Consider the following 23,847-nt stretch of genomic DNA (forward strand, 5'->3'; position numbering starts at 1 on the left):
TCACTGAATACCCAGAGACCCGACTTCTTAAAAAAGTCCGGGATCTACATGACTAATTAATCCAGATTTTACATGGCAATTTAAAGTTCTGTATCCATCTCTATCCCCATTTCTCGCAGCCGCTGCGCCAATCTTTCGCCCCGCTGCCTTTCTGCATTAACTTGCTGTTCTAGTTGCTGATTTTGCTGTTCTAGTTGCTGTAGCTGTGCTTGTTCTTCTCGAATTAAATCTTCAACTAGGGGCGGACATAGCACTTGATTCACCGATAAAATAAATTCAGCGAACTGTACAGACTGAACTTGCTGTCCCGGCAAAAATTCCTGATGAGAATAACTGCCTTCATTTTCCGGGCGGCTGCATACTCGTATTTTCGGTTGATTTGGGTCTACAATCCAATATTCTGGGATATCAATTAAGTCATATTCGGCCCGTTTGCGAATGTAGTCGTCCCGCCAATTTTGACTGGTAACTTCTATAACTAACAGCGGTTTTTCTTCAAATTCCAGCACTGCAGAACCAGGTTGCGCGCCGACTTGTTCCCACAGACTCTGAGTGCAAATCACAACATCAGGAACCCGACAAGAGTTTTCCTCAGTTCGGACGGCGGCAGTCACAATTGCAACTAGCGGTAGGTTGTGTGCTGCAAAGAAGCGCCGGAACTGATAAACTAAAAATTCACAAATTTTGATATGTATTGCTGTAGGTGTTGGCATTTCGATTATATTGCCCCGATATAATTCATAACAAACACCTGATTCTCCCTGATAGTTCAGATATTCTTCAAAGGTGAGTTTTTGGGTAGAAATTATAACCATGTCAGTTATCTCCCTTTTTCGGTGAGCTTACTGTATATTTTACACTTGTATTGGGTCGACCAGCCCCTCAAGACTCAAAACTGTTTCAAAAATTGTAGGGCGAGCCAAGCCCACCCTACAAATCAGATTAAATCAGGTAACACATTAATAAGTTTCAACGTGCCAACGGTGTTCTTTCTTCAATTGTTTCTGATAGCCAGCCCAGTCAACACCGAACTTGCTAGACGCTGCAGACATTCCCTCATCAATTCCGCCTTCCATACCCTTCAAACCGCAGATATAAGTGTGAGTATTCGGCTTTTGAACCAATCCCCACAGTTCGTCTGCGTTCTCTTGAATCCGGTTTTGAATGTACATCTTGCCGCCCTCAGCATTCTTTTGCTCGCGGCTGATGGCATAAGTCAAGCGGAAGTTATCGGGGAACTCGCGCTGCAATTGCTCCAACTCTTCCTTATAGAGAATGTTGGGAGTGTAAGCAACTCCAAAGAACAACCAAGCTAAACCTCTGAATTTGTAATCGGGATTGTTTTCTTTAAACATCCGCCACAAATAAGCCCGGAAAGGAGCAATGCCCGTACCCGTAGCCATCATAATAATGGTGGCTTCCTCGTCGTCAGGCAATAACATTTCCTTGCCTACAGGGCCGGTGATTTTGACATCATCTCCAGGTTGCAAACCGGTGAGAAAAGTCGAACAAACACCAAAGACTTTTTCACCGGTTTCTGGGCTTTTGTACTCTAGGCGGCGGACGCACAGAGAGACTGTTTTGTCGTCTACATCGTCTCCGTGACGGGTGGAGGCGATCGAATAAAGCCGAATTTTGTGAGGTTTGCCGTTTTTATCCGTCCCATCGGGAATAATCCCGATACTTTGACCTTCGAGATAGTGTAACTTGCCTCCAGAAATGTCAAATTTGACGTGACGGACTGTACCCTCGCCGCCTTCTCTGACCAATTCTTCTGTAGAAATGCACTTACCAATATAGGGATTGGCCGGCTTGTAGAGGTTGACAGGAACCTGAACTTTTTCCTTGGCTTGAGTCATGGGCTTAGTTTTTTCTCCAGATTTCTGACTCTGTAGCCCTGCTTCTGGTGCGACTTTGCCATTTGTTTCGGGAGCGCTGTTTGAGGGGCGGATGCTGATAATTTTGCCACCCATCCGAGCAATCCGGCGCATTTCCTGATTCATGCGATCGTAGGGCACGGAGATCAATACGCTGCCACTACGGCGAATCGGGTTACTTGTTTGGTCAGTTGCTTGGCTCTGACGCATACCCTCCACTTCGTAAACAAAGATGCGGCTGCCTGATTCTGAGTTGGCCGCCACACCAGATATGCTTGGGCTGTACATTTGTTGCTTGTCCTTCACGATACAGAGTTATAAAGAAAGAGAATGTGACGTTAGACTCAATTTACTTTTTTCTTAAGGCCATCGGGACTAATTGGCCTCGCCAATTTTTGGGCCTCGCCACGCCGGCGGGAGTGTTGAAGTTGCGATCGCTCGCGTATCAAATCCCTACTAGCCGAACGCCGCGCTCACCGAGCCCGCTTTGCGTTCGGCCGTTGACCTATAGCTATTGTTGTCTGCGTACTGCCAATATTTTACCCGATCGGGGGATCTGACCCGATAAGTCCTTCTGATTTGGAGAGCGCCCCACCCGATCGAGGAAGATTCGAGCAGTTTAATGAGGTTGAGCTTGTAGGGGGCGGACGCATTCTGGTAAGATTAACCACTAAAGTTAGTATTAATTACTTGCCTTGAAGATTGCTTGGCTCTTCCCGGGCAGGCAGTCAACTCACTGCTGTATGCTGGTGAGAACTCGATGCTCTCGGGGTAGCAAAGCAGCACAAAGCCTGCTTATCGGTACCTGCGGGCTGAAATTTTGTGGAATCTAGACTTGAGTTAGTTAGTAAACAGTGATTTTGTTAGAGGGAAACTATGACAAGTAAGCCGGATCGCGTGGTTTTAATTGGCGTTGCCGGAGACTCCGGATGCGGAAAATCTACTTTTTTGCGCCGATTGACAGATTTGTTCGGGGAAGATTTCGTGACTGTAATCTGCCTTGACGACTATCACAGTCTCGATCGCAAGCAGCGCAAGGAAACAGGGATTACTGCCCTTGACCCCAGAGCCAACAATTTTGACCTGATGGCCGAGCAAATGAAGGCCCTCAAAGAAGGTCATGCGATCGACAAGCCGATCTACAACCACGAAACCGGTATGATCGACCCGCCCGAAAGGGTAGAGCCGAATCACGTGATTGTGATTGAGGGGCTGCATCCGCTGTACGACGAGCGAGTTCGATCGCTCCTCGACTTCAGCGTCTACCTCGACATCAGCGACGAGGTAAAAATTGCTTGGAAAATCCAGCGCGACATGGCGGAACGGGGCCACCGTTACGAAGACGTGCTGTTTGCGATCAATGCTCGCAAACCGGATTTTACGGCCTACATCGACCCGCAAAAGCAATATGCTGATGTGGTAATTCAAGTGTTGCCGACCAACTTGATCAAAGACGACAAAGAGCGGAAAGTTCTGCGCGTGCAGATGATCCAGCGCGAAGGCATCGCCAATTTTGAGCCTGCGTATTTGTTTGACGAAGGTTCAACAATTAACTGGGTTCCTTGCGGCCGCAAGCTGACTTGTTCCTATCCCGGAATTAAGATGTACTACGGGCCCGATGCTTTCTACGGTCACGAAGTCTCGATTTTGGAAGTAGATGGTCAATTCGAGAATCTCGAAGAAGTTATTTACATCGAAAGCCATTTGAGCAAGACTTCTACGAAGTATGAAGGCGAGTTAACTCACCTGTTGCTCCAGCACCGCGAATATCCCGGTTCCAACAATGGAACTGGTTTGTTCCAAGTGTTAGTCGGATTGAAGATGCGGGCGACTTACGAGAAGTTGACTGCAAAAGAAGCGAAAGTGGCTGTTAGTGTTTAGAACGCAGACATGAAAGATTTGAGAGGCGCAATTGCGCCTCTTTTTTTGTGGGAAAATGAACCGCAGAGGGCGCAGAGGGCGCAGAGTAGAGTTAGGGGAGGGTGTTGGGAAGTAGAGAGGTTAAGAAGGTTTTTCCGGCTTCATTCAGGTCGCTATCTAGGGAAAAAGTTAGACTGCGAACTCGGATATCGTCATTTTTTATATCTAGTGGCTGTTTGAGGTTTTGCGGGTAGACGAGAATTGCATTTTGGCAATTTAAGGCATTTGCATAAGCAACTATTTGATGACGGTCATCACTGCCTACTTTATCGGGAGCTTTGTATTTTGTATCGAGGACGTATTGGACTTTTTTTGTTTCACTATCGCACAGCAGTAAGTCAATCCGATCGAAATAGTTTTGGTCGTGGGTGACTCGGTGTTGTTGTTTGACAAAAAAGCCTTTTGGTGTATTTGCTTTGAGCCATTCAGCGACAAATTGTTCATATAAATTAGCCATGTCTATGAGAAAAGGGAGCATTTCGCGATCGCCAGTTTCGTGACTCGGCCCTGTGTGATCTAAAAAGAATCGACATAAGGCGTGTAAAAGTTGATAATCTTGATTCAAACGGTGATAATTTCTATCAATACAAGCTTCTGATTTAAAAGGTTTTAATGTAACAAATCCTTGGAGTGCGTGAAAAGCTTTTCGCACAGTGGATGAAACAGATTCACGGCACAAACCGCTGCGGCCAATGATGAAGAGTGTCCAAGCGAGTATTTGATTATCTTCGATATCGCCTGTTTGTTCGTTATAGTGGCATTTTAGTTTAACATCCCAAGGTTTTTGCAGGGCTGACCGCAAATCGACGCGGCCGCGAATGTAGGCGAGTCTTTCTGTTTTGGATAAGTAATCGCGATATAATCCTTTGCGACAGCGTTCTAGGATTTTATGGGCGAGAATGTTAGCTAATCTCTCGTAACTTTCTTGTAAAGATTGGCACTGAATCGAGCCTTGGGGAAATTTTATCTTAAGGTTGTAGGCATAGTCAATCATTCCGAAGAGGTTGTTTATGGGAACCTTGGGGCGGATGGCGATGTGAAATTCTGGAGTGATGGGAATGTTGCCCACTCTGCCTTTAGATTTTAACTTCCATTGATATTTTGTTTTAAAGTTGGGAAATTCTATCTCGATTTCCTTGTCATAATTCTGGTATATTTTTTCTCCTAGTGATTCGGGGATTAAGTCTCGATCTAAAATTCGTAATTCATATTCTGTCAGTTCGATGATGTGGGGTAATTCTCGTTTCATAAATTATGATTTGCTCAATTTATCTTTGATTTTCTTCCAGAGAAATTCATTCATTTTTGCCTGGTTATCAAAGAAGTATTCTTCGAGGTATGGCTCGATTTCCATTTGCCAAATATCTTGGATATCTTCAGCTAAGGTTTTTGTCAAAAAGAAGGAGATGCCTAGTTCATAGTGTTTGTTGTTAATTGCGCGATTGACATCTTTTAGAATGCTAGTTAATTTATCAACTGGGAAACCTGTTTTCTCTCTGTGGTGATACTGTCGCAGCACTTCATAGTTAGGATAGACGGGAATGAATGCGAAACGGCGGCGGAGTGCGTTATCGACTAAGGCAATAGAGCGGTCTGCGGTGTTCATTGTGCCGATGATGCGGACATTTGTAGGGATTCTAAATAGTTTACCGCTGGCTAGTGTAATAAAGCGTGCTGTGTCTTGTCGGTCATCTAGGAGATACATTAACTCGCCAAATACTTGAGATAGATTTGCGCGATTAATTTCATCAATAATGAGAACGCAAGTGTCTTCACGGGCTTCGGCTTTTTCGCAGAATTCTAGGAATCTACCGGGAACTATTGAGTAGGTTAATTGTCCGTTTTGAGTTATTGGGCGGAGGCCTTCGATAAAGTCTTCGTAGGTGTAGGCGGGGTGAAATTGGATAATGTCTGAGAAACCGTCACCGCCGCCGATTAAGTGTTTGGCTAGTTTTTCGGCTATGAAGGTTTTTCCGGTTCCGGGTGGGCCTTGGATGATGGCTTGGCCTTTGCGGTTAATGGCGTGTATCCATTGGGTTAGTTTGGTTGTTTGAAAACCAGTAGTTTGTGAAATTTCTTCTAGTTGATGCACTGGATTAAATTCCTTTTCATATACTGAAAGATATTCCCGAATATAATAAAGGAGAAAGTTGTCCTTTGCATCATCAAAACGACGCGTATCATACAAATGACACTCCTCATCATCATAATAAGATATCAACAATAATGGAAATACCTTTTTAAAGGTTTGTGCTATTTGGTGAATTAACTGTTTGACCGAAGATCCTAATATTCCTTCTGCTTCAAGTGAGATAGCAAGCTGAATATTAGTAATTGTTTTTCTAACTTTATGGGTGGGTTTGGTTTGACCGTAGCAGTAAAAGTACATATTTTCTAATAATTCATAAATTGTTTTTTGATTTTTCAGTATTATACTACTACTAAATTCCGCTGCCTCGGAATTACCACGAATTATTTTTAATGTAAAAGAGCAATGATGTTTATTTGGAAGTTTGTAACGAGCGAGGATTTCTCTAGCATCTAGTTTGTCCCTCAAAAAGCATTTATAATTGTTTAACATATCAATTAAATAGTAATTGTGGACTTCAAATCCAAAAATTAACTTGTGGTTTTCAAGTCTTAGCATTAACTGAGATCGATCGAGAGAATTTATCTCTTGACAATCCAACGCTATATTGTAAATAATTGATTGCGAACTGTCTTTTTCAGTGAAATATCCAAATCTATCCCACCTGATATAAATATTGTTTTTTATATAATCAGGCAATAACTCTTCCACCTGGCTAAAAATATACTTTAATGGCTCTTCTACATATTTTAAGAAATCTTTGTGGTGTGCCATGTAAAAATCTGAACTTGGGTCTTCATAAAATTTTTCCAATAGGTTAAATGTGTTTACTGAAAAAGGGCATTCAGGATGTACAAAAACTTTTTCCATGTTTTCTGTGTTTTTCAGGTGACTCAATGGTTGTTCTTAACTTATTGTAGCCGATCGCCCTTCCCGACACCAGATATCTGAGATGCGATCGCACCCACCATCCTTACCCACATCAAATGCCCTGCCAAACCAGTAACACTGGCAAAACCGCTAACAACAGTTCCCGGAAAAGTTAAACTTGCGCCGAGTGACTCAGATTTACCAAATAGTGTCTATACTAGATAATTGAATCCGGCGATCGCGACTAATAACGGGTACATTAAGGTACAAAGCAGTAGCAGCAATAATGCGATCGGGCAAATCGGGAATTTGCGATCGGTCAATCGATTTTAGATTTTAGATTTTAGATTTTAGATTGAAGCATTGACTCCACGGATAAATTCGGGGGGCAAGTTTCTCGGATAGACGTTTTTTATTTCTCCGTCCTGAGTCTGCGAAGGAATGAATCCGGGGGCTTGTACTATCAAGAAATTCTTGGTCACTGAAAGTCGTGAATCGGCAAAAATATACCAGATAACAGCATGAGTATCCGCTACAGAACGCAGCATGAGAAATCCTCCCTTGGGAAATTCGCCCATTCTTCGCTGCGGGCTTCATCTATATCAGCGGCAGAGGGTGCAATTCCCAAGTCAGCACATAAACCCCACAATGATTTGCGGGGAGTCTGCCCAACAACTAATTGTCGTTCTCTTTCAGGAACAATCCACTTAATCAATCGTAACTTTTCGGCTAGAGACAAGTGCCTAACAAGATTTAAAACCGCCTCAAAAGTCATGTTTTTTATGTTTAAATTGGTGATAGATGTAATTGTAGCATTTTGGCTGCCAAGGACAGCATCACCAGGTTTGGGTTGAGAAGATTCGTTTACCACGGTTCCCGGAAAAGTTAAAACTGTGTCGAAATTATCTAAACGTGCTATATTCAACTCCGTAAACCCTGAACTGCGCTTTCAGGTAATGCAAATTTATAAACGAGTCAACTGAATGCTCTCTACTTTCAAGAAATTAGCTTCAATTGCAATCATCTTTGCCGCCGTAAAACTTTTACTTAATTATCCGCCTTTCAGAGAAATAGAAAATTATATCGCAAATAGAGACCCAGCAAGTGCTACCTTAGACGCTGGAACTCCGCAGCAAAAATCCAGCAGCCCGCCTCCGGTAACTCCCAAAAAATCACCGGAGCAAAAGTTTGATGTAGTAGTATATGGTGATGAAGTACCGGGGATATGTGCGGCGATATGGGCTAAGAAGACTTTAGGCGCAAAGGGCAAAGTTGCGATCGTGCGATCGAACTACGGAAGTGCTCCTTTGGGCGGCTTACTCACCCGCGGCGGTTTAGCTTACATCGATTTAGATAAAATCCCAGGTTGGTACCGCCAACCCTACGCCCAATGTTTTACGGAATTCTTAGATAAAGCGAATGCGCCGGAATCTTGCTTAGACCCAAAAAAGGCAGATCGAGCTCTCAAACAGATGCTTTCAGCAGCCGGAGTCAAAGTTATTTCCAACTCAACTCTTACTCCCCACGTCGTAAATAAAAAAATCGAATATGCCGAAGTCAACGGCAGAAATTTAACAATTAAAGCCCACTCTTTTATTGACGTAACTCAAGACGCAGAATTGGCAAGAAAAGCCGGGTTATCTTATTATACAGGATATGAATCTCAAAATATAAAATCAAAGAATGAAACTTTAGCGGTCTCTATAGTTCCGACAATTACAGGTATAACGATGTCCGAATTCCGCAGCATAGAAGATGAAATTCTCTACAACAAGCCTTTGGTAAAAAAAATTAAAGAAAGCATTATGAAATCTAAAGATCCGGCTACTGCAAAATTCTGGATGAGGAATTTCTGGAGTACGATTTATCAGCCATATACAGACGGTTACGACATCAGAAGCGTAGCTATAGGTGCAGCGTATCACATAGACAGAAATCTGCCCTTCAGCCAAAATAAAGGATTCTTTTTTGATAAAGGCAATGTCTGCGTTTATAACAAAAATGTGCTCTCATGGAACGGGTTTCTGTTTAAATACCAAGTTGACCAAATCATGAAGATGGAAGCTAACGGCAGAAAACCGACTCCTGAGATGATTAAAGAAATGTCATATCTCCAATACTGGCTACAAAAGAAGTCTGGTAAAGATGTGAGAGTATTTCTTCCAGACGAGATTTATATCAGGCAAACTTTGAACGTTCGCGATGTGGTAGATCCGCTGACGGGGCAGGAGATTATCAAAGGAGGAACAGTACCCGAAAAGTCGATCGGCAGTTTTTCTTACGATTTCGACGTGCGGGGCGGAGTCAAGAATTTATCTGCAAGAGTTCCGCCGCTGCCAGTGTATAATTTCGGGATAGAAAGTGCTTTGGCTAGCAAAGTCAAGAATTTAGCCATTGTCGGGCGATCGTCCGGGTATGTCGGTATGGCTGTATCCGTCGGGCGAATTGCGACGGTGAATATTTATCAAGGACAAGGTGTGGGCGTGGCGGCTGGTTTGGCTAGCAAGTGGGGCGTCCCGCTGAATACAATTACTTCTGCTAAAACGAGAGCAAATTTGGAAGCTTTGACGGGGAAAACGACGTATTTGTCGGGGAGAGATACGAGTTACGGGGTGGATTATAAGGAAGTGAAGTAATCGACATATAGCAGTCGCCCGTGTTGCTATACGATGTTAAACCAGCCTACAAACTATAAACTTTTGTTTGAGTTTGAGAACAAAAAACGCAATTCCTGGAGTTTGATAACTGTTATTCATTGCGAACCTTAATTATTGCAAGTTGTTTTACCAGTAGGACTAATACAAAAAAACGGTCGATCTGCAAACAAAATCGTGGCTTTCTCCGATAGAATGCGGGTTTTGGATTAGGGATTTCTGTCAAATAAGATATTAAAAGGATTTTACCACTGAAGATGTCGAAACCTCATATTCGACGGCGCAAGATTCCCCAACTCTTAGATATCCTCTCGATCTTCGCTCTGCTGCTGCTCGTATTCTGTAATAATGTTCTGAATATCCTCTGCTGCAATATCCACTTGTTCGGATTTAGTGTAAAGGGTCAGCAAAATGATTCCCGTTGCTGTTTGGACGTAGTAAATTAAACGGTATCCACCACTTTTACCTTTTTGAGTGTCGCTATTTCGGACTCTCAACTTGAAGACTGCATAACCCACTCCAGCAATTCGATCTCCTGGCAGTTCTCCCCGTGTGAGTTGTTCGATAATAGGTTGAATATCATTGCGAATGCTGCGGTATTTTTTTGCAAGAGTGCGTAAATTGCGATTGAAGGTTGGTGAAACTATAACTTGAATTAAGGGCAAGTCAGTCATTTTCAATTCCTTCCCACATTTGAGCAACCGAAATGGTTTGCCCAGTCATGGCTTCGTGCCAAGCTTGCCGAAAATCTTGTAGAAGCGCTGCTTTACATTGACCCTCTCCGTCAATTTCTGATGGTTCTGGAATACTAAAAGAATTAGCAGGAGGCATCTCTAGAATTTCTGCTGAGAAAACCTCTGACAGATTATTTTGCGAAATGATTACCCCCTGACGTTGCTTTTGGCTTAGAAACTCTATAAAACTCGCAACTAATGCCAGATGTTCTGGAGAGAGTCGATCGAGCCATCGATCGATTTGATGTCGAAGTGCTGCTACATTCATAATGCCATCAAACCTTTTAATTTTACCTTCATTTTAACCTAAACCCGCCCCGCCTTGAATATCGCTCTTCCCTCTGCGTCCTCTGCGTCCTCTGCGGTTCACAACTCTTCTCTTAATCAAGTGCATTATAAAGAGGTGAAATAGATATTAAGAGAATTTTACCGCAGAGAGCGCAGAGAGCGCAGAGAGGGGAGGGATGAGAGGTTTTTTTACGACAGGATGAGGCGGCGAATTCCTTCTTTTAAAAAGCGGACATTAAAGTTGATGAGAAGGGCTAGAGGATAACCAGTCATTTTGAGGTAGGAGATAACTTGAGCCTCATGGATAGGAAGTAGAGTTTGGACTGACTTTAATTCAACTACGATAGTGTTGGCAACCAGCATATCGTATCTGCCTTCCCCAACAACAACACCTTTATAAGTTACATTTACTGTAGGTTGAGGTTGAAAAGGAATTCCCCGGCGCGAGAGTTCTTCACGCAACGAATTCTCATATACCGCTTCCAAAAACCCCGGCCCCAACTCCTTATGAACCTCCATCGCCGCCCCAATCACAGCATAAGTCAACTCATTCAGATCATCTTCCAACTCTCCTCTCTCCTCTTCTCAAACCAATAATCACAATCATAATCCAAAACCCTCCCCACACTCTTCCCTCTGCGCCCTCTGCGCCCTCTGCGGTTCAAAACTCTTCTCTTAATGGAGTGGATTGTAAAGAGGTGAATAGATATTAAGAGGATTTTACCGCAGAGAACACAGAGAGCGCAGAGAGGGGAGAGATGAAAGGTTTTTTTACGACATCCAAAACCCTCCCCACACTCTTCCCTCTGCGCCCTCTGCGCCCTCTGCGGTTCAAAACTCTTCTCTTAATGGAGTGGATTGTAAAGAGGTGAATAGATATTAAGAGGATTTTACCGCAGAGAACACAGAGAGCGCAGAGAGGGGAGGGATGAAAGGTTTTTTTACGACATCCAAAACCCTCGCAACACTCTTCCCTCTGCGCCCTCTGCGCCCTCTGCGGTTCAAACCTCTTCTCTTCCCCCCGCTGTGGCACAATCTTATATATAAAACCTGCACCCTCTCGCCAATGACCGCAAACCTACCCCCGCAATACGACCCCCAAGCCACCGAAGCCAAATGGCAAAAATACTGGGAAGACAACCAAACCTTCAAAGCTGACCCCGAAAAAGGCGGCGAACCTTACTGCGTAGTTATCCCGCCGCCCAACGTCACCGGCAGCCTCCACATGGGACACGCTTTTGAAGAGACGCTGATTGATGTCCTCGTCCGCTATCACCGCATGACTGGACGCAATACCCTGTGGTTGCCGGGAACGGATCATGCTAGCATCGCCGTTCAAACTATTCTCGAAAAGCAACTCAAAGCAGAAGGCAAAACTCGCCACGATTTAGGCCGAGAAAAATTCTTGGAACGGGCCTGGGAGTGGAAAGCGGAATCGGGCAATATTATTACTAATCAATTACGCAGTTTGGGCGTGTCTGTCGATTGGTCGCGCGAACGCTTTACGATGGATGAAGGCTTATCTGCTGCGGTTTTAGAAGCGTTTGTCCGCCTGTACGATGAGGGGCTGATTTATCGGGGCAATTACCTGGTGAATTGGTGTCCGGCGAGTCAGTCTGCTGTGTCGGATTTGGAGGTTGACCAGCAGGAAGTTGACGGCCATTTGTGGCATTTCCGCTATCCTTTGACGGACGGTTCTGGTTATTTGGAGGTGGCGACGACTCGGCCGGAAACGATGTTGGGCGATACTGCGGTGGCTGTGAATCCACAGGACGATCGCTACAAGCATCTTATCGGTAAAACTGTCACTTTGCCGATCGTAAATCGGGAAATTCCCATCATTGCTGATGAGTTTGTCGATCCGACTTTCGGAACAGGTTGCGTCAAGGTAACACCCGCCCACGACCCGAATGACTTCGAGATGGGTAAACGCCACAATTTGCCGTTTATTAACATCATGAATAAGGACGGCACTTTAAATGAAAATGCCGGAGTTTTCCAGGGACAAGACCGATTTGTTGCCCGAAAAAATGTGGTGCAGCGGTTAGAAAATGACGGGGTTCTGGTTAAAATAGAAGATTACAAGCATACTGTTCCCTACAGCGAACGCGGTAAAGTTGCAGTCGAACCTTTGATATCTACGCAATGGTTTGTCAAGATCGATCCTCTTTCTCAACGCGCTTTAGACGCATTAGATCAAAGCAACTCACCAGTCTTTGTTCCTGACAGATGGACAAAGGTTTATCGCGATTGGCTGGTGAAGCTGAAGGATTGGTGCATCTCCAGGCAATTGTGGTGGGGACACCAAATTCCGGCTTGGTATGCTGTTAGCGAAACTCAAGGAGAAATTACTGATACAACGCCGTTTGTAGTGGCGAAAACAGAAGCTGAAGCTAGGGAAAAAGCTACGGCTAAATTTGGGAATGACGTGCAGCTAGCAAGAGATCCAGACGTATTGGATACTTGGTTTTCATCTGGGTTGTGGCCTTTCTCAACTTTGGGATGGCCTGACAAAACTAAAGATTTGGAGTTTTACTATCCGACAACTACTTTGGTTACGGGTTTTGATATCATCTTTTTCTGGGTTGCTAGAATGACGATGATGGCAGGACATTTTACTGAAAAGATGCCTTTTGATACTGTTTACATTCACGGTTTGGTGTTGGATGAAAACGGTCAAAAAATGTCTAAGAGTAAAAATAACGGCATCGACCCGCTGCTGTTGATTGGCAAGTACGGTACTGATGCTTTGCGCTACACTTTGGTGAAGGAAGTGGTTGGGGCAGGTCAAAATATTCGCATGGAGTACGATCGCAAAACTGATGAATCGAAATCGGTAGAAGCTTCGCGGAATTTCACGAATAAGTTGTGGAATGCGGCTAGGTTTGTGATGATGAATTTGGAGGGACAGACTCCGCAGCAATTGGGAATCCCTTCTGTAGAAAGTGGTTTGGAATTGTGCGATCGCTGGATTCTTTCTCGCTACAATCAAGTTGTACAACAAAGCCGCAATTATTTGGAAAATTACGGTTTGGGGGAAGCGGCGAAGGGACTTTATGAGTTTATTTGGGGCGATTTCTGTGACTGGTATATTGAGTTAGTCAAGTCTCGCTTGCAAAAGGATGCTGAACCAAATTCTAAGAAAGCGGCACAACAAACTTTTGCTTTTGTGTTGGAAGGGATTTTGAAACTGCTGCATCCTTTTATGCCGCACATTACTGAGGAAATTTGGCACACTCTGACTCAAACAGTTGATGGCGAATGTTTGGCTTTGCAAGCTTATCCTGAAGCCGAACTCTCGCTAATTGATGCTGAATTAGAACAGCAGTTTGAGTTGTTGTTCGGGACAATTCGCACTATTCGCAATTTGCGGGCAGATGCTGATATCAAACCCAGTGTGAAGGTAAGGGCGATTTTGCAAAGCGAAAGCGAGAAAGAACGCCAAATCATCTCAGATGGAGGCGTTTACATTCAGGATTTGGCAAAAGTAGAACATCTGACAGTTACGGCTAGTTTGGATGCAGATTTGGGACAGACAATTGCTGGGGTTGTCGGTACTGTGCAAGTATTGATTCCTCTGGCTGGGGTGGTCGATTTGGCGGCTTTGCGTGCTAAATTAGAAAAGAAGTTGAGCAAAGTGGAAGCTGAAATTAAGCATACTGCGGCGCGCTTGACTAATCAGAAGTTTGTGGATAAGGCTACTCCGGATGTGGTTCAGGGGGCGAGGGATGCTTTGGCGGAAGCCGAAAAACAGGCGGAGATTTTGCGCGATCGGCTAAAGGTGTTTTAATAGTTGACAGTTAACTGTTGACAGTGGCGGGGGCGGGTTTACGAGATAGTTAGTTTCAGGCAATTATTGTTGGTAAAACCCGCCCCTACGGGTTCACAACTCGTACAACAAATAACTAATAACTAATAACCAATTACCAATCACTAATTACCCTCATGTTATATTTAGCCCAAGTACAAAATCAGGAATTTGTAGGCGAGATAAGTCTGCAATTGCTGGCTTGCCAAAATTCTGATGATACTTGGGCTATTGTTAGTGAAAAATGTTTTTTGACATTACCGAAAGATTTTGATCGAAATCAAATTTACTCTGCAACTAATGTTTTAAATGAAGGAATGCTAGTATTAGCAAATCTTGACGAAAATAGCCAGGTTTTGCATATTCAAGCAGCTACAAACTGGGTGCTACAATTAGTAGAGAAATATTTAACAACAGGCTTTACTCCCGATTTTTTGCAGCAAGAAGCCCAGAAAGCAGAAGATTGGAGGCAATCTCTCACTTTGCAGAGTCAAGAATTGTCTCGCCGCTTGATTGAAGTTGAAGCCCGCCGGGAACAAATTCAAAATTTAGAAGCCAAACTCCAGCAGGAAAAGCAATTGTTGGAAAGTTCGATCGCCCAATTGCAAATTCCGCCCGCTACTCCACTAATTTGACTTAAATTAACACACCAAACGTAGGGACACGCTACTAGCGCGTCCCCACAAACCTAATATGCAATTTGCTGGAGATCATATAATTTGTAACTTGACAAATACCCCTTACCAGTTGCTGAATCGCCCGCAATACGGGCTGCGGCTAAAGCACTTTTGACTTCAGCCAAGCGGTGGGGAGGCACAGCAGTTTCTGAGAATTGCGAACATAAGCCCGCTTCTGAAACACATCATATTGATTGCGTTCGATCGCATTTAAGATCCTGCTGTAGAGCATAGTAGCAGCCCAAACAGTCCAGCGGATATCGGGACTGAGCACTTTAATTCCGGGCTCGGCGCTGGCGTATAATTTGCGAGCTCGCTGAATTTGAAACCGCATCAATTCCCGCCAGCGGTTGTCAATCACACCGTTGAATAAATCTTCTTCAGTGTAGTTAAACAAGGCTAAGTCTTCTAAGGGAATGTAAATGCGACCGCGGCGGGCGTCTTCTCCGACATCGCGCAGAATATTAGTCAACTGCTTGGCAATACCGAGGGAGACGGCTTCTTCTTTGGGAATTTTATTACCCCAGTGCCAATTCCACTTAGCAGCGGGATTCGACTCGTCCACACCCATCACAGACATCGACATCAGCCCGACAGTACCGGCTACTCGATAACAGTAAAGATTGAGCTCTTCAAAAGTTTCGTAGCGGCTGCGGTACAAGTCCATTTGCTGCCCCGCAATCATCTCTCGAAACGGCCCAATGTCGATCGGGAAACGAGACAGCGTATCCACCAAAGCTACGTCGTAGTCGTCGTGAGGATGGCCGGCAAACACAGATTCTAGGCGTTTTTCCCACAGATTGAGGGTTTCAGGGGTCGTTGCATCAGAACCGGGCCCGTCTACGAGTTCGTCGGTGCGGCGGCACCAGACGTAAATCGCCCAAATCGCCCGACGCTTCGCTTCGGGCATGAGTTGAGTGCCTAAATAAAAATTTTTGGCATAACTCGCCGTGACTTGGCGGCACAGTTCGTAAGAGTCATCCACAGAAGCCAGAGTTCTCATGCACTGGAGTTTTGACAGTTGCAGCATCCGAGAATAAGAAATTTAAAGATTAGAACTGACATTCCCCCGTTTAGAAAACGGGAGATTCTTTTACGTTTTTATGAAAAATTCTTAATTTTTCATTTGTTATTGGCCGTCGAAATAGCCTGCGCTGTCAGCTTACCAGAAAGCACGGCACCTTCCATACTCGCAAGATAACGCTGCATTGTATAATCCCCCGTTAGATAGAAATTGCTAATGGGAGTTGTTTGTGCGGGACGGCACTGCTGGCGTCCGGGAGTGGCTTTGTAAACGGAACGTGGGGTTTTGACTACGTGATATTTGAGCAGTTTGGCTGGTTCTGGGATTTGATCGGGAAAGAGTTTTTCTAACTCGACCATTGTGGCTGCGACGATATCTTCGTCAGATTTGCCTATCCAGTCTTTGGCCGGTGCTAAAACCAGTTCCAGCATGGATTTGTCTGGGCTGGCATATTCGCGGCAGGTGTTGCTCATGTCGGCGTAGACGCTCAGCAGGGGCGATCGCGAGAACAGCAAATGGTCGATATCAGTTAATTTGCGATCGAACCACAAGTGTACATTAATGACGGGTACTCCCTCCAAGCCTTCGAGCTGTTTGAAATAATCCATTTCGCCCCAAGGTTTCGGCATCATCAACTTCAGCGGGTCAACCGGCATCGCGGAAACGTAAATATCGGCCGTCAGAATTTCTGAATCTGCCCCTTTTACTCCCCGAATCTGGAAGCCGCGCACCGTGTTGTCATCGTTGAGCAAAAACTCTTTGATGGGTGCATTCAGCCGCACTTCACCGCCGCGCTCAGTTATGTAGTCTACCATCGGCTGACACAACCTTTCTGTCGGGGAACCGTCTAAAAAGGCCATTTTCGAGCCGTTTTTCTCTTGCAAGAAGCGGTTGAGGGCTGTCAGCAGTATGGTTGCAGATATTTCGTGGGGGTCGATGAAATTGAGCGCCTTGGACATGGCGATGAATACTTCTTTTTCGACTCTGGGGGGGACGTTTTGCTTTTTCAGCCAGTCGGAAAACGAGTATTTGTCCATTGCTTCGACATATTTTTGACCCTGAAGCATTGCGGGAATCAAACCGATGCCGAAGCGGATTTTTTCGGGCCAGGTGAGCATATCGTTGTTGCCCAGGATGGCTGCGACGCCGTTGAAGGGGGCGGGAATGTCGGGAAAGTCAAAGCGGGAATAGGTTCCGGGGGTTTCCGGCTGATTGAAAATCATCGAGTGTTCTTTCCATTGCAGCCGGTCTTCGATGTCAAGTTCTTTGAACAGTTGGAGCATATTCGGGTATGCGCCGAAGAAGATGTGCAGCCCGGTTTCATACCAGTCGCCATCTGCATCTTTCCAGGCGGCGACTTTGCCGCCGAGTACGTCTCGACTTTCTAGGACTATGGGGGTGTGGCCCGCGTCGGTGAGATATTTAGCGCAGGAAAGTCCTGCTAAGCCTGCTCCGGCGATCGCAACTCGCATTTGATACTACTTGGCCTCTGTGTTCGCTTCGATTTAATTATACTTTACAACTCGTTACATTTTTTGGGAAATCTGTAGGGACACGGCAGTGCTTGGAGGTGTCGGCTGAGCCCGAAAGTCCGCCAGGGAATTAATTCCCTGTCTCATAGCACAAGTCCTCTCAAAGAGGACTAATGAGTTCTTCAGTCCTCGGAAGCGAGGACTTTAGCTTTGAGGCAGGGGTTTCAACCCTTGCCGGACTGCGGGTCTGACCTGAAGTGCCCTAGTGCCCTATGCCCTAGGAAACGCAATTAACGGAAATTTAGCAATTATTGCTATCATAAATTAAGAGCGAATTTTGATGAATTGCTTAAATTTATGGTACAAACAATTCAATCTAGAAATGTCGCACTGAAGGATTTGGAAACCCACTTCAAAATAGAGTGGGTTGAGGACGATCAATTTTTTCGCGAGTGGCAAGATGATTTGCAAGAAATCAGCGATCGTGAAAAACAACGATTAGACAGAGTGAAAGCAAGTTACAGGAATTTGCTCAAACATCCGCCGCTGCTCGAAAATACAGTCAAAATGGTGGTGCTGTCTCCGCTTTTGGATTTAGCTGATTTTTATCTGGCTCCTTTTCATGTTACTGCAGAAAAGTCTGTAGAAATTGTTGAGGAAGACGAGGGAGTGATTGTGAGGGGACAGTTGGATGTTTTGGCTTTGTTTCAGGAGTTTTGGGTAGTGGTTATCGAGTCCAAGCAAGCGGCGTTTTCTTTGGAGGTAGGGATTCCGCAGTTACTGGCTTATATGTTAGCTAATCTCAGTGCCGATCGACCTACTTACGGATTGTTAACGAATGGGGCAGATTTTCTATTTGTCAAGTTAGTTAAGCGGGAAAAAGCACAGTACGCTTTTTCTCGGAAGTTTTACCTTTTCAATCCGGGGAATGATTTGTACAGCGTGCTGAGTATTTTGAAGCGCCTCGGTGAGTTGAATGTTGGTAATGTGAGTTAGAATATGAACCAGTCGGCGCAGGCAGACTTTGTTTGAGGTAAAGCGGTTTCAACCGCCGAATCATAACTGTAATGCCATTCAAGTCTGTACTGAAAATTCTTCACAATCGATTCCCCAATTCACCCATTTAATCGCTTCTCTGGCTGAGTTGATATCGGGCGGCACTCGCAAAGCGTGAATAAATCCGGTGCTGGGACAAGTCATTTTTAACAGATAAATCGGCTCTACGTCAACGTTTGTATCAATTTTTAATAAGGTGTATTCTTGCCAAGTATCTAATTCAACGGCTGCTAATTCGCGGGCTATGCGATCGTAACCAATTCCTTGAATTAGCACTCGCTTGAGTTCGGCGTTTTCTTCTGATAAAAGCCATTGGGGTTGCCACTCGTTGGGGTGAATTTTTCCGTATTTTTCGGGTAAGGTGACGCCGTGATAGGAATAGAGGCTGTATCCGTCAGCAAATTGAATGGCGGGCCCTCCTTCGGCGTGGAGGCGGTGTTGGCTGTCGAAGGAGAGGATGCGGGGGCGATCGCACACAATACAAACTTTTTCATAGGTAAAAATCCAGCCGCATTGAGTTGTCAAAGACTTAAGCGCTTGCCATTTTATGGGGTTGTATTTGCACTTTAAGACGGAGAAGCAGAAGTCACAATCTGCCGCAAATTCTGCCCATACTATAGAATCTAGAGGCTCATAATTTTCGTCATGAAAAAATTCTTCCTCACCAAGGCTTGCTTCCAATAGTTCCTGAAAAATATCAGAAAATCTATTCCATGCTTGCGGGTAAAACGTGCCCGACAACTCATCTGAAAGCTGTTCGCTTATATTTTCCCAAGTCTCGTTGTACAGTTGCTCTGCAAATTTCTCAAAAAGGTTGGCTCCGAATTTTTTATATAGCTGAGTAAGTGATTCGCAGCTCATAAGAAGATTAGCGGCTTCGTAGGGGCTACCGCAAAAAATAATTTCCGGTTCTTTTTCGTCAATTGCGAGGTAAGCTTGTTTAACTGCCTCTGCTGCTTTTTCGCGATCGATCGGCTCAGTGGAGTACATGATTTCGCACCACTTTTCATTATAAACTAGCATTAAATCTTCTTGTTCTGGAGTAAGTTTTTCAATCATCGCTGTCCTTTATATCTGCAAGCAATTTCTCTAAATCTTCGTAGTTATAAGGCGGACGTTTCCGCACAGTGAATACGTCTACAATTTTATCAGCTTCAGTAATTGCATAAACTATCCGCCAGTTATCAATTCGCAGGCGCCACAAATCAAGCTCAAAAGAAACATCAAGCTGTTTGCTCTGAGGTGGGCGAGGATTTTCTGCTAATTCACGAATTGCTTGTCGCACTCGCTGTCGGATATTCCCCGGCAGGCTTTTGATTTCTTGAAATGCCTGGGGTCTGATGTAAACTGTGTAATTACTCACTCTAGCTCCGATTCCACATCATCCCATTTCAACCAACCGGCACGAGCGCGATTTCCACCAGCAGCTTTTAACTCCTTTAATGCTTGTTTGGCAATTTGCAAATCTTCTAAAGTCTCTAACCATTCGATGAGTGCTTGCCAAGTTTCGATATCTAAGACAGCAACTTGTTTGCCTTTTATCTTGAGAAACTCAACTGACTGCAATACTTCTAATCCGGTCATTCAGGCTTCCTGTATTTTGATAATAGGTATAACTTAAGTATAGGTGTATCTCATTAATTTTGCACGCGAACCCTAGTTAATCCAAAACCAATTAATCGCGCTGGAATATTTCGCAAAATTGGTAACTGCAAAAAAGGTGGCGGTGTAAACGGTCGATCGCTATTTAATGCCCCTTTAATAATTTGCTCCTGTATCAAGGACTGAAATGCTTGAATTACCCGCGTGGGTAACTCCCGCTGTCGCTGCACTTCTGCCAAATCCCGCAGATGCACGCGATCGTTTTTCAGGGGGGCGCTGAGTACATTGGCGGCGACGACAGCATCTTGAATAGCATAGTTAATTCCCACGCCACCTACGGGCGACATGACGTGAGCGGCATCCCCAATTAACAGCAAACCGGGACGATACCAGCGGGGAAGGCGACTGGATTCAACGGACAGAAAAGAAATTTGCGACCAATCTTTCAGTTGCTCGACCCTATCTGCAAATTCCGGTGCTAATTCAGCAACGGATTTTTGCAAAGCTTCTATTCCTGATTCGCGCAATTTCTGATAGCTGCCTTTCAGAATAATGTAACCGAGTTGCCAATAATCCAAGCGGTCGATCGTGACTAATAAATGACCTCCAACAGCTCGACCTCCCACGCCGGAATCTTTGACATCATGCGGGCTGCGCGGCAAACGAAACCACAGGACATCCATCGGCGGGGAAGTTTTAATCGCTTCAAAACCTGCTAATTGGCGAAGGCGAGAAAAGCGACCGTCTGCACCGACTGTGAGGGTCGATCGCACTTCATGCCATCCCCCGCGTCCTCGGTATCGAATGCCGCACACAACGCCATTTTCGACGATCGTTTCTTGTACGTTAGCTCCCATTACTAGCTGAAAACTGGGGTAGCGCTGCGCTTCGGCGGTGATAAATTCGAGAAACTTGACTTGGGGAAGAATAGTGATGTAAGGATACTTGGTTTTGAGATATGCAAAATCTACGAGTGTGGCGGTATTGACCGCAGCTTGGATGGTGAGGCGGCGCATTTTTGTATGGGGCAATTCCAGCAATTTTTCGGCTATTCCCAATTGCTCCATAATTTCCATTACTGACGGATGCAGCGTATCGCCGCGAAATTCTCGGTCAAAATCTTTGTGTACTTCTAGCAGCATGACGGGAATATTTTGCCGCGCTAAAAGTAATGCTAAAACAGCACCTGCCGGCCCACCTCCGACAATGCAGCAGTTGGTATGCTGCACGTCAACTATCGAGTGTTCTTGACAGGTTTCTGAATTTTGAACAGAGTTGACAGTCATATTTTTATGTTCCTGTTTGCTCAACAATTCTGCTAGCTGCTTTTAGTTTAGCAAAACGCAGTAGTTAATTAATTCTCTAATTTTTTTTGCTCTCAAAAGATGGACATACACGGCTTTCCCAAGTTGACACTCCTACTCCTAAAGGCGATCGCCAATCCACTCTTGGGATCGATCGCACCCAGCCAACCCCAGCCTCAGCCGCAGGTGAGGCAATCCCCCCGCAGCCCCCGCTTCTCGACGCGGTACAATAAATGCAATCATACTTAACGCTTATATTGAAAAAGCTACACACAACGCCACAGGAGATAACTGACGCATGGGTAAAGTAGTTGGCATTGACCTCGGAACAACAAACTCAGTAGTAGCCGTCATGGAAGGCGGCAAACCGGTTGTGATTGCCAATGCAGAAGGGATGCGGACAACTCCCTCGGTAGTCGCTTTCACAAAGGAAGGAGAACGCCTTGTCGGACAGATGGCCAGACGCCAAACTGTTCTCAACCCGCAAAACACGTTTTACGCCGTCAAGCGGTACATCGGACGCAAATATACCGAACTGACTCCTGAATCGAAGCGCGTCCCTTACACAACTCGCCGCGACGAAAACGGGAACATCAAAGTCAAGTGTCCCCGCCTGAAAAAAGATTTTGCCCCAGAGGAAATTTCGGCGATGGTTTTGCGGAAACTGGCCGATGAAGCCAGCCGCTATCTGGGACAAGAGGTGACGGGGGCTGTAATTACTGTTCCGGCTTATTTCAACGATTCGCAGCGACAGGCGACGCGGGATGCGGGACGAATTGCCGGACTTGAAGTCAAGCGGATTTTAAATGAGCCGACAGCGGCTTCTTTGGCTTACGGTTTGGACAGGCGAGAAAGTCAAACTATTTTAGTGTTTGATTTGGGCGGCGGTACTTTTGATGTGTCGATTTTAGACGTGGGAGACGGAGTATTTGAAGTCAAAGCAACTAGCGGCGACACTCAATTAGGTGGCAATGATTTTGACTCCAAAATTGTTGATTGGTTGGCAGATCAATTCTTAGAAAAAGAAGGAATTGATTTGCGACGGAACCGCCAAGCTTTGCAGCGATTGATGGAAGCGGCAGAAAAAGCCAAGATTGAGCTGTCGGGAGTCGGTGTCACGGAGATTAATTTGCCGTTTATCGATGCAAATGAAGACGGGCCTTTGCATCTGGAAACGCGACTGACTCGCGGTCAATTTGAGGGGCTGTGCACAGATTTGGTGCAGCGGTTGCGGCGGCCGGTGAAACAAGCTTTGGCCGATGCAAATTTGAGTCCTTCTCGCATTGATGAAGTTGTGCTAGTCGGCGGTTCGACTCGCATTCCTTTGGTTCAGGAAGTTGTTCGCAGTTTGATCGATCGAGAACCGAATCAAAATGTCAATCCCGATGAAGTTGTGGCGGTGGGAGCAGCTATTCAGGCGGGGATTTTGGGGGGGGATGTCCGCGATGTGCTGTTGTTGGACGTGACGCCGCTGTCGCTGGGTTTGGAAACTATCGGCGGGGTGATGAAAAAACTGATTCCTCGGAATACTACTATTCCAGTCAGGCGATCGGACATTTTTTCCACTGCTGAAAACAACCAAACTGTGGTAGAAATTCACGTAATCCAAGGAGAACGGGAATTAGGCAGAGATAATAAGTCTTTGGGACGGTTTAAACTAACTGGAATTCCGCCGGCACCGCGAGGGATTCCGCAGGTGCAAGTAGCTTTTGATATTGATGCTAACGGGATGCTGTTGGTGACTGCTTTGGACAAAACTACCGGCAGGGAACAAAGCATTACCGTGCAAGGTGCTTCGACGCTGACTCAGCAGGAAGTGAATCAAATGATTCGCGATGCGGAACAGTTTGCTCAAGCTGATAAGTTGCAGCGGGAAAGGGTAGAAAAACGCAATCGGGCTGAAGCTTTAGCTTATCAAGCCGAGCGGCAGTTGCGAGAGGTGGCGCTCGATCGCGGAATGCAGTTTGCTCAAAGAAGCCGCCAGCGAATTGAAACTTTAATTCGGGAATTGCGAGACAGTTTGGAACGCAACGACGAGCGGGGAGTTGACCAAGTTGGTTCGGATTTGCAGGATGCTCTTTACGATTTGAGCCGGGAAGTTTCCGCGTTTGCGATGGATGACGATGATGACGATTTCTTTGAGTCTGTGAAGCGGACTTTTACCGGTGACAGTACCAAGCGGCGCAGCGATGATAGCAGCTATTATCAAAATCCTAAACCGTACAGGCGATCGACTGTCGATCCAATTCCCGATCGTTCCTACGATCGTTCCTACGATCGTATGAACGATCGTTCCTACGATCGTAGAAGCAGTGCTAATCGCCCCACTCGCCCTTATCAAAATCAAAGCGACGATTGGGATGATGACGACGATTGGTTGTAATTGAAGGAAGAAGGAAGAAGGAAGAGGGAAGAAGGAAGAAGGAAAATAGTGGATTTTATGCAGATAATTTGTGACGGCTGTTTTCCTAA

Annotated in this window: 21 protein-coding genes; 6 read left to right on the top strand and 15 right to left on the bottom strand. The window is 45.3% G+C overall.

Going from position 1 to position 23,847, the window contains the following annotated elements; translation table 11 throughout:
• Positions 1-80: 80 nt before the first annotated feature.
• Together OSC7112_RS29080 and cpcD/petH are read right to left on the bottom strand one after the other, a co-directional pair.
• Positions 81-815: a Uma2 family endonuclease gene (locus OSC7112_RS29080; protein WP_015179261.1), complete on the bottom strand. Its 735-nt coding sequence runs from the start codon at positions 813-815 to the stop codon at positions 81-83.
• A gap of 144 nt (positions 816-959) precedes the next feature.
• Positions 960-2,165 carry a bifunctional rod-capping linker CpcD/ferredoxin--NADP reductase PetH gene (gene cpcD/petH / locus OSC7112_RS29085; protein WP_015179262.1) on the bottom strand — a complete coding sequence of 402 codons (1,206 nt, stop codon included), beginning with the start codon at positions 2,163-2,165 and terminating at the stop codon, positions 960-962.
• 588 nt (positions 2,166-2,753) lie between these two features.
• Here cpcD/petH and OSC7112_RS29090 point away from each other — a divergent pair.
• Positions 2,754-3,758 carry a phosphoribulokinase gene (locus OSC7112_RS29090; RefSeq protein WP_015179263.1) on the top strand — a complete coding sequence of 335 codons (1,005 nt, stop codon included), beginning with the start codon at positions 2,754-2,756 and terminating at the stop codon, positions 3,756-3,758.
• Positions 3,759-3,849: 91 nt separating this feature from the next.
• Here OSC7112_RS29090 and OSC7112_RS29095 read toward each other — a convergent pair whose 3' ends face one another.
• From OSC7112_RS29095 to OSC7112_RS41350, 3 genes are all read right to left on the bottom strand, one after another.
• Positions 3,850-5,046 carry an McrC family protein gene (locus OSC7112_RS29095; protein WP_015179264.1) on the bottom strand — a complete coding sequence of 399 codons (1,197 nt, stop codon included), beginning with the start codon at positions 5,044-5,046 and terminating at the stop codon, positions 3,850-3,852.
• A gap of 3 nt (positions 5,047-5,049) precedes the next feature.
• Positions 5,050-6,756 carry an McrB family protein gene (locus tag OSC7112_RS29100; RefSeq protein WP_015179265.1) on the bottom strand — a complete coding sequence of 569 codons (1,707 nt, stop codon included), beginning with the start codon at positions 6,754-6,756 and terminating at the stop codon, positions 5,050-5,052.
• Between the two features lie 532 nt (positions 6,757-7,288).
• A complete protein-coding gene (locus tag OSC7112_RS41350; protein WP_223300713.1) occupies positions 7,289-7,681 on the bottom strand; it encodes a hypothetical protein in 393 nt (130 codons plus the stop codon).
• A 58-nt stretch (positions 7,682-7,739) separates the two neighbouring features.
• On the opposite strand from OSC7112_RS41350, the gene OSC7112_RS29110 reads away from it, so the two are divergent.
• Complete coding sequence (locus tag OSC7112_RS29110; RefSeq protein WP_015179268.1) at positions 7,740-9,392, top strand: FAD-dependent oxidoreductase; 1,653 nt, start codon at positions 7,740-7,742, stop codon at positions 9,390-9,392.
• Positions 9,393-9,709: 317 nt separating this feature from the next.
• On the opposite strand, the gene OSC7112_RS29115 is transcribed toward OSC7112_RS29110, so the two are convergent.
• The 3 genes from OSC7112_RS29115 to OSC7112_RS29125 all read right to left on the bottom strand — a co-directional run bounded on the left by OSC7112_RS29115 (position 9,710) and on the right by OSC7112_RS29125 (position 10,999).
• A complete protein-coding gene (locus tag OSC7112_RS29115; protein WP_015179269.1) occupies positions 9,710-10,084 on the bottom strand; it encodes a type II toxin-antitoxin system RelE/ParE family toxin in 375 nt (124 codons plus the stop codon).
• Positions 10,077-10,412 carry a hypothetical protein gene (locus tag OSC7112_RS29120; protein WP_015179270.1) on the bottom strand — a complete coding sequence of 112 codons (336 nt, stop codon included), beginning with the start codon at positions 10,410-10,412 and terminating at the stop codon, positions 10,077-10,079. The genes OSC7112_RS29115 and OSC7112_RS29120 overlap by 8 nt, the downstream gene beginning before the upstream one ends.
• 209 nt (positions 10,413-10,621) lie before the next feature.
• Complete coding sequence (locus OSC7112_RS29125; protein WP_015179271.1) at positions 10,622-10,999, bottom strand: GxxExxY protein; 378 nt, start codon at positions 10,997-10,999, stop codon at positions 10,622-10,624.
• Between the two features lie 499 nt (positions 11,000-11,498).
• Between OSC7112_RS29125 and OSC7112_RS29130 the strand changes: the two genes are divergently transcribed.
• Together OSC7112_RS29130 and OSC7112_RS29135 are read left to right on the top strand one after the other, a co-directional pair.
• The gene (locus tag OSC7112_RS29130) at positions 11,499-14,222 is read left to right on the top strand and encodes a valine--tRNA ligase (protein WP_041622792.1); all 2,724 of its coding nucleotides are present in this window, start codon (positions 11,499-11,501) and stop codon (positions 14,220-14,222) included.
• 155 nt (positions 14,223-14,377) lie between these two features.
• Entirely contained in the window at positions 14,378-14,875 is a 498-nt protein-coding gene (locus tag OSC7112_RS29135; RefSeq protein WP_015179273.1) for an HmpF-related protein, read from the top strand.
• A 142-nt stretch (positions 14,876-15,017) separates the two neighbouring features.
• Here OSC7112_RS29135 and crtB read toward each other — a convergent pair whose 3' ends face one another.
• Together crtB and pds are read right to left on the bottom strand one after the other, a co-directional pair.
• Positions 15,018-15,947 carry a 15-cis-phytoene synthase CrtB gene (gene crtB / locus OSC7112_RS29140; protein ID WP_015179274.1) on the bottom strand — a complete coding sequence of 310 codons (930 nt, stop codon included), beginning with the start codon at positions 15,945-15,947 and terminating at the stop codon, positions 15,018-15,020.
• Positions 15,948-16,039: 92 nt separating this feature from the next.
• The gene (gene pds, locus OSC7112_RS29145; RefSeq protein ID WP_015179275.1) at positions 16,040-17,413 is read right to left on the bottom strand and encodes a 15-cis-phytoene desaturase; all 1,374 of its coding nucleotides are present in this window, start codon (positions 17,411-17,413) and stop codon (positions 16,040-16,042) included.
• Positions 17,414-17,770: 357 nt separating this feature from the next.
• Between pds and OSC7112_RS29150 the strand changes: the two genes are divergently transcribed.
• Complete coding sequence (locus OSC7112_RS29150; protein WP_015179276.1) at positions 17,771-18,409, top strand: hypothetical protein; 639 nt, start codon at positions 17,771-17,773, stop codon at positions 18,407-18,409.
• A gap of 78 nt (positions 18,410-18,487) precedes the next feature.
• Here the strand turns inward: OSC7112_RS29150 and OSC7112_RS29155 are convergent, their stop codons facing one another.
• The 5 genes from OSC7112_RS29155 to OSC7112_RS41990 form a co-directional block, all read right to left on the bottom strand.
• Positions 18,488-19,528, bottom strand: coding sequence for a DUF6745 domain-containing protein (locus OSC7112_RS29155; RefSeq protein ID WP_015179277.1), 1,041 nt, complete (start codon positions 19,526-19,528; stop codon positions 18,488-18,490).
• Positions 19,521-19,832: a type II toxin-antitoxin system RelE family toxin gene (locus OSC7112_RS29160; protein WP_015179278.1), complete on the bottom strand. Its 312-nt coding sequence runs from the start codon at positions 19,830-19,832 to the stop codon at positions 19,521-19,523. Before OSC7112_RS29160 ends, OSC7112_RS29155 begins: the two co-directional genes overlap by 8 nt.
• On the bottom strand, positions 19,829-20,053 hold the full coding sequence (locus tag OSC7112_RS29165; RefSeq protein WP_015179279.1) for a hypothetical protein: 225 nt from the start codon (positions 20,051-20,053) through the stop codon (positions 19,829-19,831). Before OSC7112_RS29165 ends, OSC7112_RS29160 begins: the two co-directional genes overlap by 4 nt.
• 53 nt (positions 20,054-20,106) lie before the next feature.
• Positions 20,107-21,357, bottom strand: coding sequence for an FAD-dependent oxidoreductase (locus tag OSC7112_RS29170; protein ID WP_015179280.1), 1,251 nt, complete (start codon positions 21,355-21,357; stop codon positions 20,107-20,109).
• A 138-nt stretch (positions 21,358-21,495) separates the two neighbouring features.
• Positions 21,496-21,618, bottom strand: a complete 123-nt coding sequence (locus OSC7112_RS41990; protein WP_263053564.1) for a hypothetical protein — start codon at positions 21,616-21,618, stop codon at positions 21,496-21,498.
• A gap of 55 nt (positions 21,619-21,673) precedes the next feature.
• Between OSC7112_RS41990 and dnaK the strand changes: the two genes are divergently transcribed.
• A complete protein-coding gene (gene dnaK / locus OSC7112_RS29175) occupies positions 21,674-23,758 on the top strand; it encodes a molecular chaperone DnaK (protein ID WP_015179281.1) in 2,085 nt (694 codons plus the stop codon).
• Positions 23,759-23,847: the final 89 nt, after the last annotated feature.

The organism is Oscillatoria nigro-viridis PCC 7112, from assembly GCF_000317475.1.
Lineage (GTDB): Bacteria > Cyanobacteriota > Cyanobacteriia > Cyanobacteriales > Microcoleaceae > Microcoleus > Microcoleus nigroviridis.

Bases quoted from the DNA above. Each gene is read 5' to 3' on its own strand.
- dnaK (WP_015179281.1), top strand. From the start codon at position 21,674: ATGGGTAAAGTAGTTGGCATTGACCTCGGAACAACAAACTCAGTAGTA.
- OSC7112_RS29080 (WP_015179261.1), bottom strand. From the start codon at position 815: ATGGTTATAATTTCTACCCAAAAACTCACCTTTGAAGAATATCTGAAC.
- OSC7112_RS29155 (WP_015179277.1), bottom strand. From the start codon at position 19,528: ATGATTGAAAAACTTACTCCAGAACAAGAAGATTTAATGCTAGTTTAT.
- pds (WP_015179275.1), bottom strand. From the start codon at position 17,413: ATGCGAGTTGCGATCGCCGGAGCAGGCTTAGCAGGACTTTCCTGCGCT.
- OSC7112_RS29090 (WP_015179263.1), top strand. From the start codon at position 2,754: ATGACAAGTAAGCCGGATCGCGTGGTTTTAATTGGCGTTGCCGGAGAC.
- OSC7112_RS29165 (WP_015179279.1), bottom strand. From the start codon at position 20,053: ATGACCGGATTAGAAGTATTGCAGTCAGTTGAGTTTCTCAAGATAAAA.
- OSC7112_RS29115 (WP_015179269.1), bottom strand. From the start codon at position 10,084: ATGACTGACTTGCCCTTAATTCAAGTTATAGTTTCACCAACCTTCAAT.
- OSC7112_RS29150 (WP_015179276.1), top strand. From the start codon at position 17,771: ATGGTACAAACAATTCAATCTAGAAATGTCGCACTGAAGGATTTGGAA.
- OSC7112_RS29130 (WP_041622792.1), top strand. From the start codon at position 11,499: ATGACCGCAAACCTACCCCCGCAATACGACCCCCAAGCCACCGAAGCC.
- OSC7112_RS29110 (WP_015179268.1), top strand. From the start codon at position 7,740: ATGCTCTCTACTTTCAAGAAATTAGCTTCAATTGCAATCATCTTTGCC.
- OSC7112_RS29095 (WP_015179264.1), bottom strand. From the start codon at position 5,046: ATGAAACGAGAATTACCCCACATCATCGAACTGACAGAATATGAATTA.
- cpcD/petH (WP_015179262.1), bottom strand. From the start codon at position 2,165: ATGTACAGCCCAAGCATATCTGGTGTGGCGGCCAACTCAGAATCAGGC.
- OSC7112_RS29120 (WP_015179270.1), bottom strand. From the start codon at position 10,412: ATGAATGTAGCAGCACTTCGACATCAAATCGATCGATGGCTCGATCGA.
- OSC7112_RS41990 (WP_263053564.1), bottom strand. From the start codon at position 21,618: ATGATTGCATTTATTGTACCGCGTCGAGAAGCGGGGGCTGCGGGGGGA.
- OSC7112_RS29170 (WP_015179280.1), bottom strand. From the start codon at position 21,357: ATGACTGTCAACTCTGTTCAAAATTCAGAAACCTGTCAAGAACACTCG.
- OSC7112_RS29135 (WP_015179273.1), top strand. From the start codon at position 14,378: ATGTTATATTTAGCCCAAGTACAAAATCAGGAATTTGTAGGCGAGATA.
- crtB (WP_015179274.1), bottom strand. From the start codon at position 15,947: ATGCTGCAACTGTCAAAACTCCAGTGCATGAGAACTCTGGCTTCTGTG.
- OSC7112_RS29100 (WP_015179265.1), bottom strand. From the start codon at position 6,756: ATGGAAAAAGTTTTTGTACATCCTGAATGCCCTTTTTCAGTAAACACA.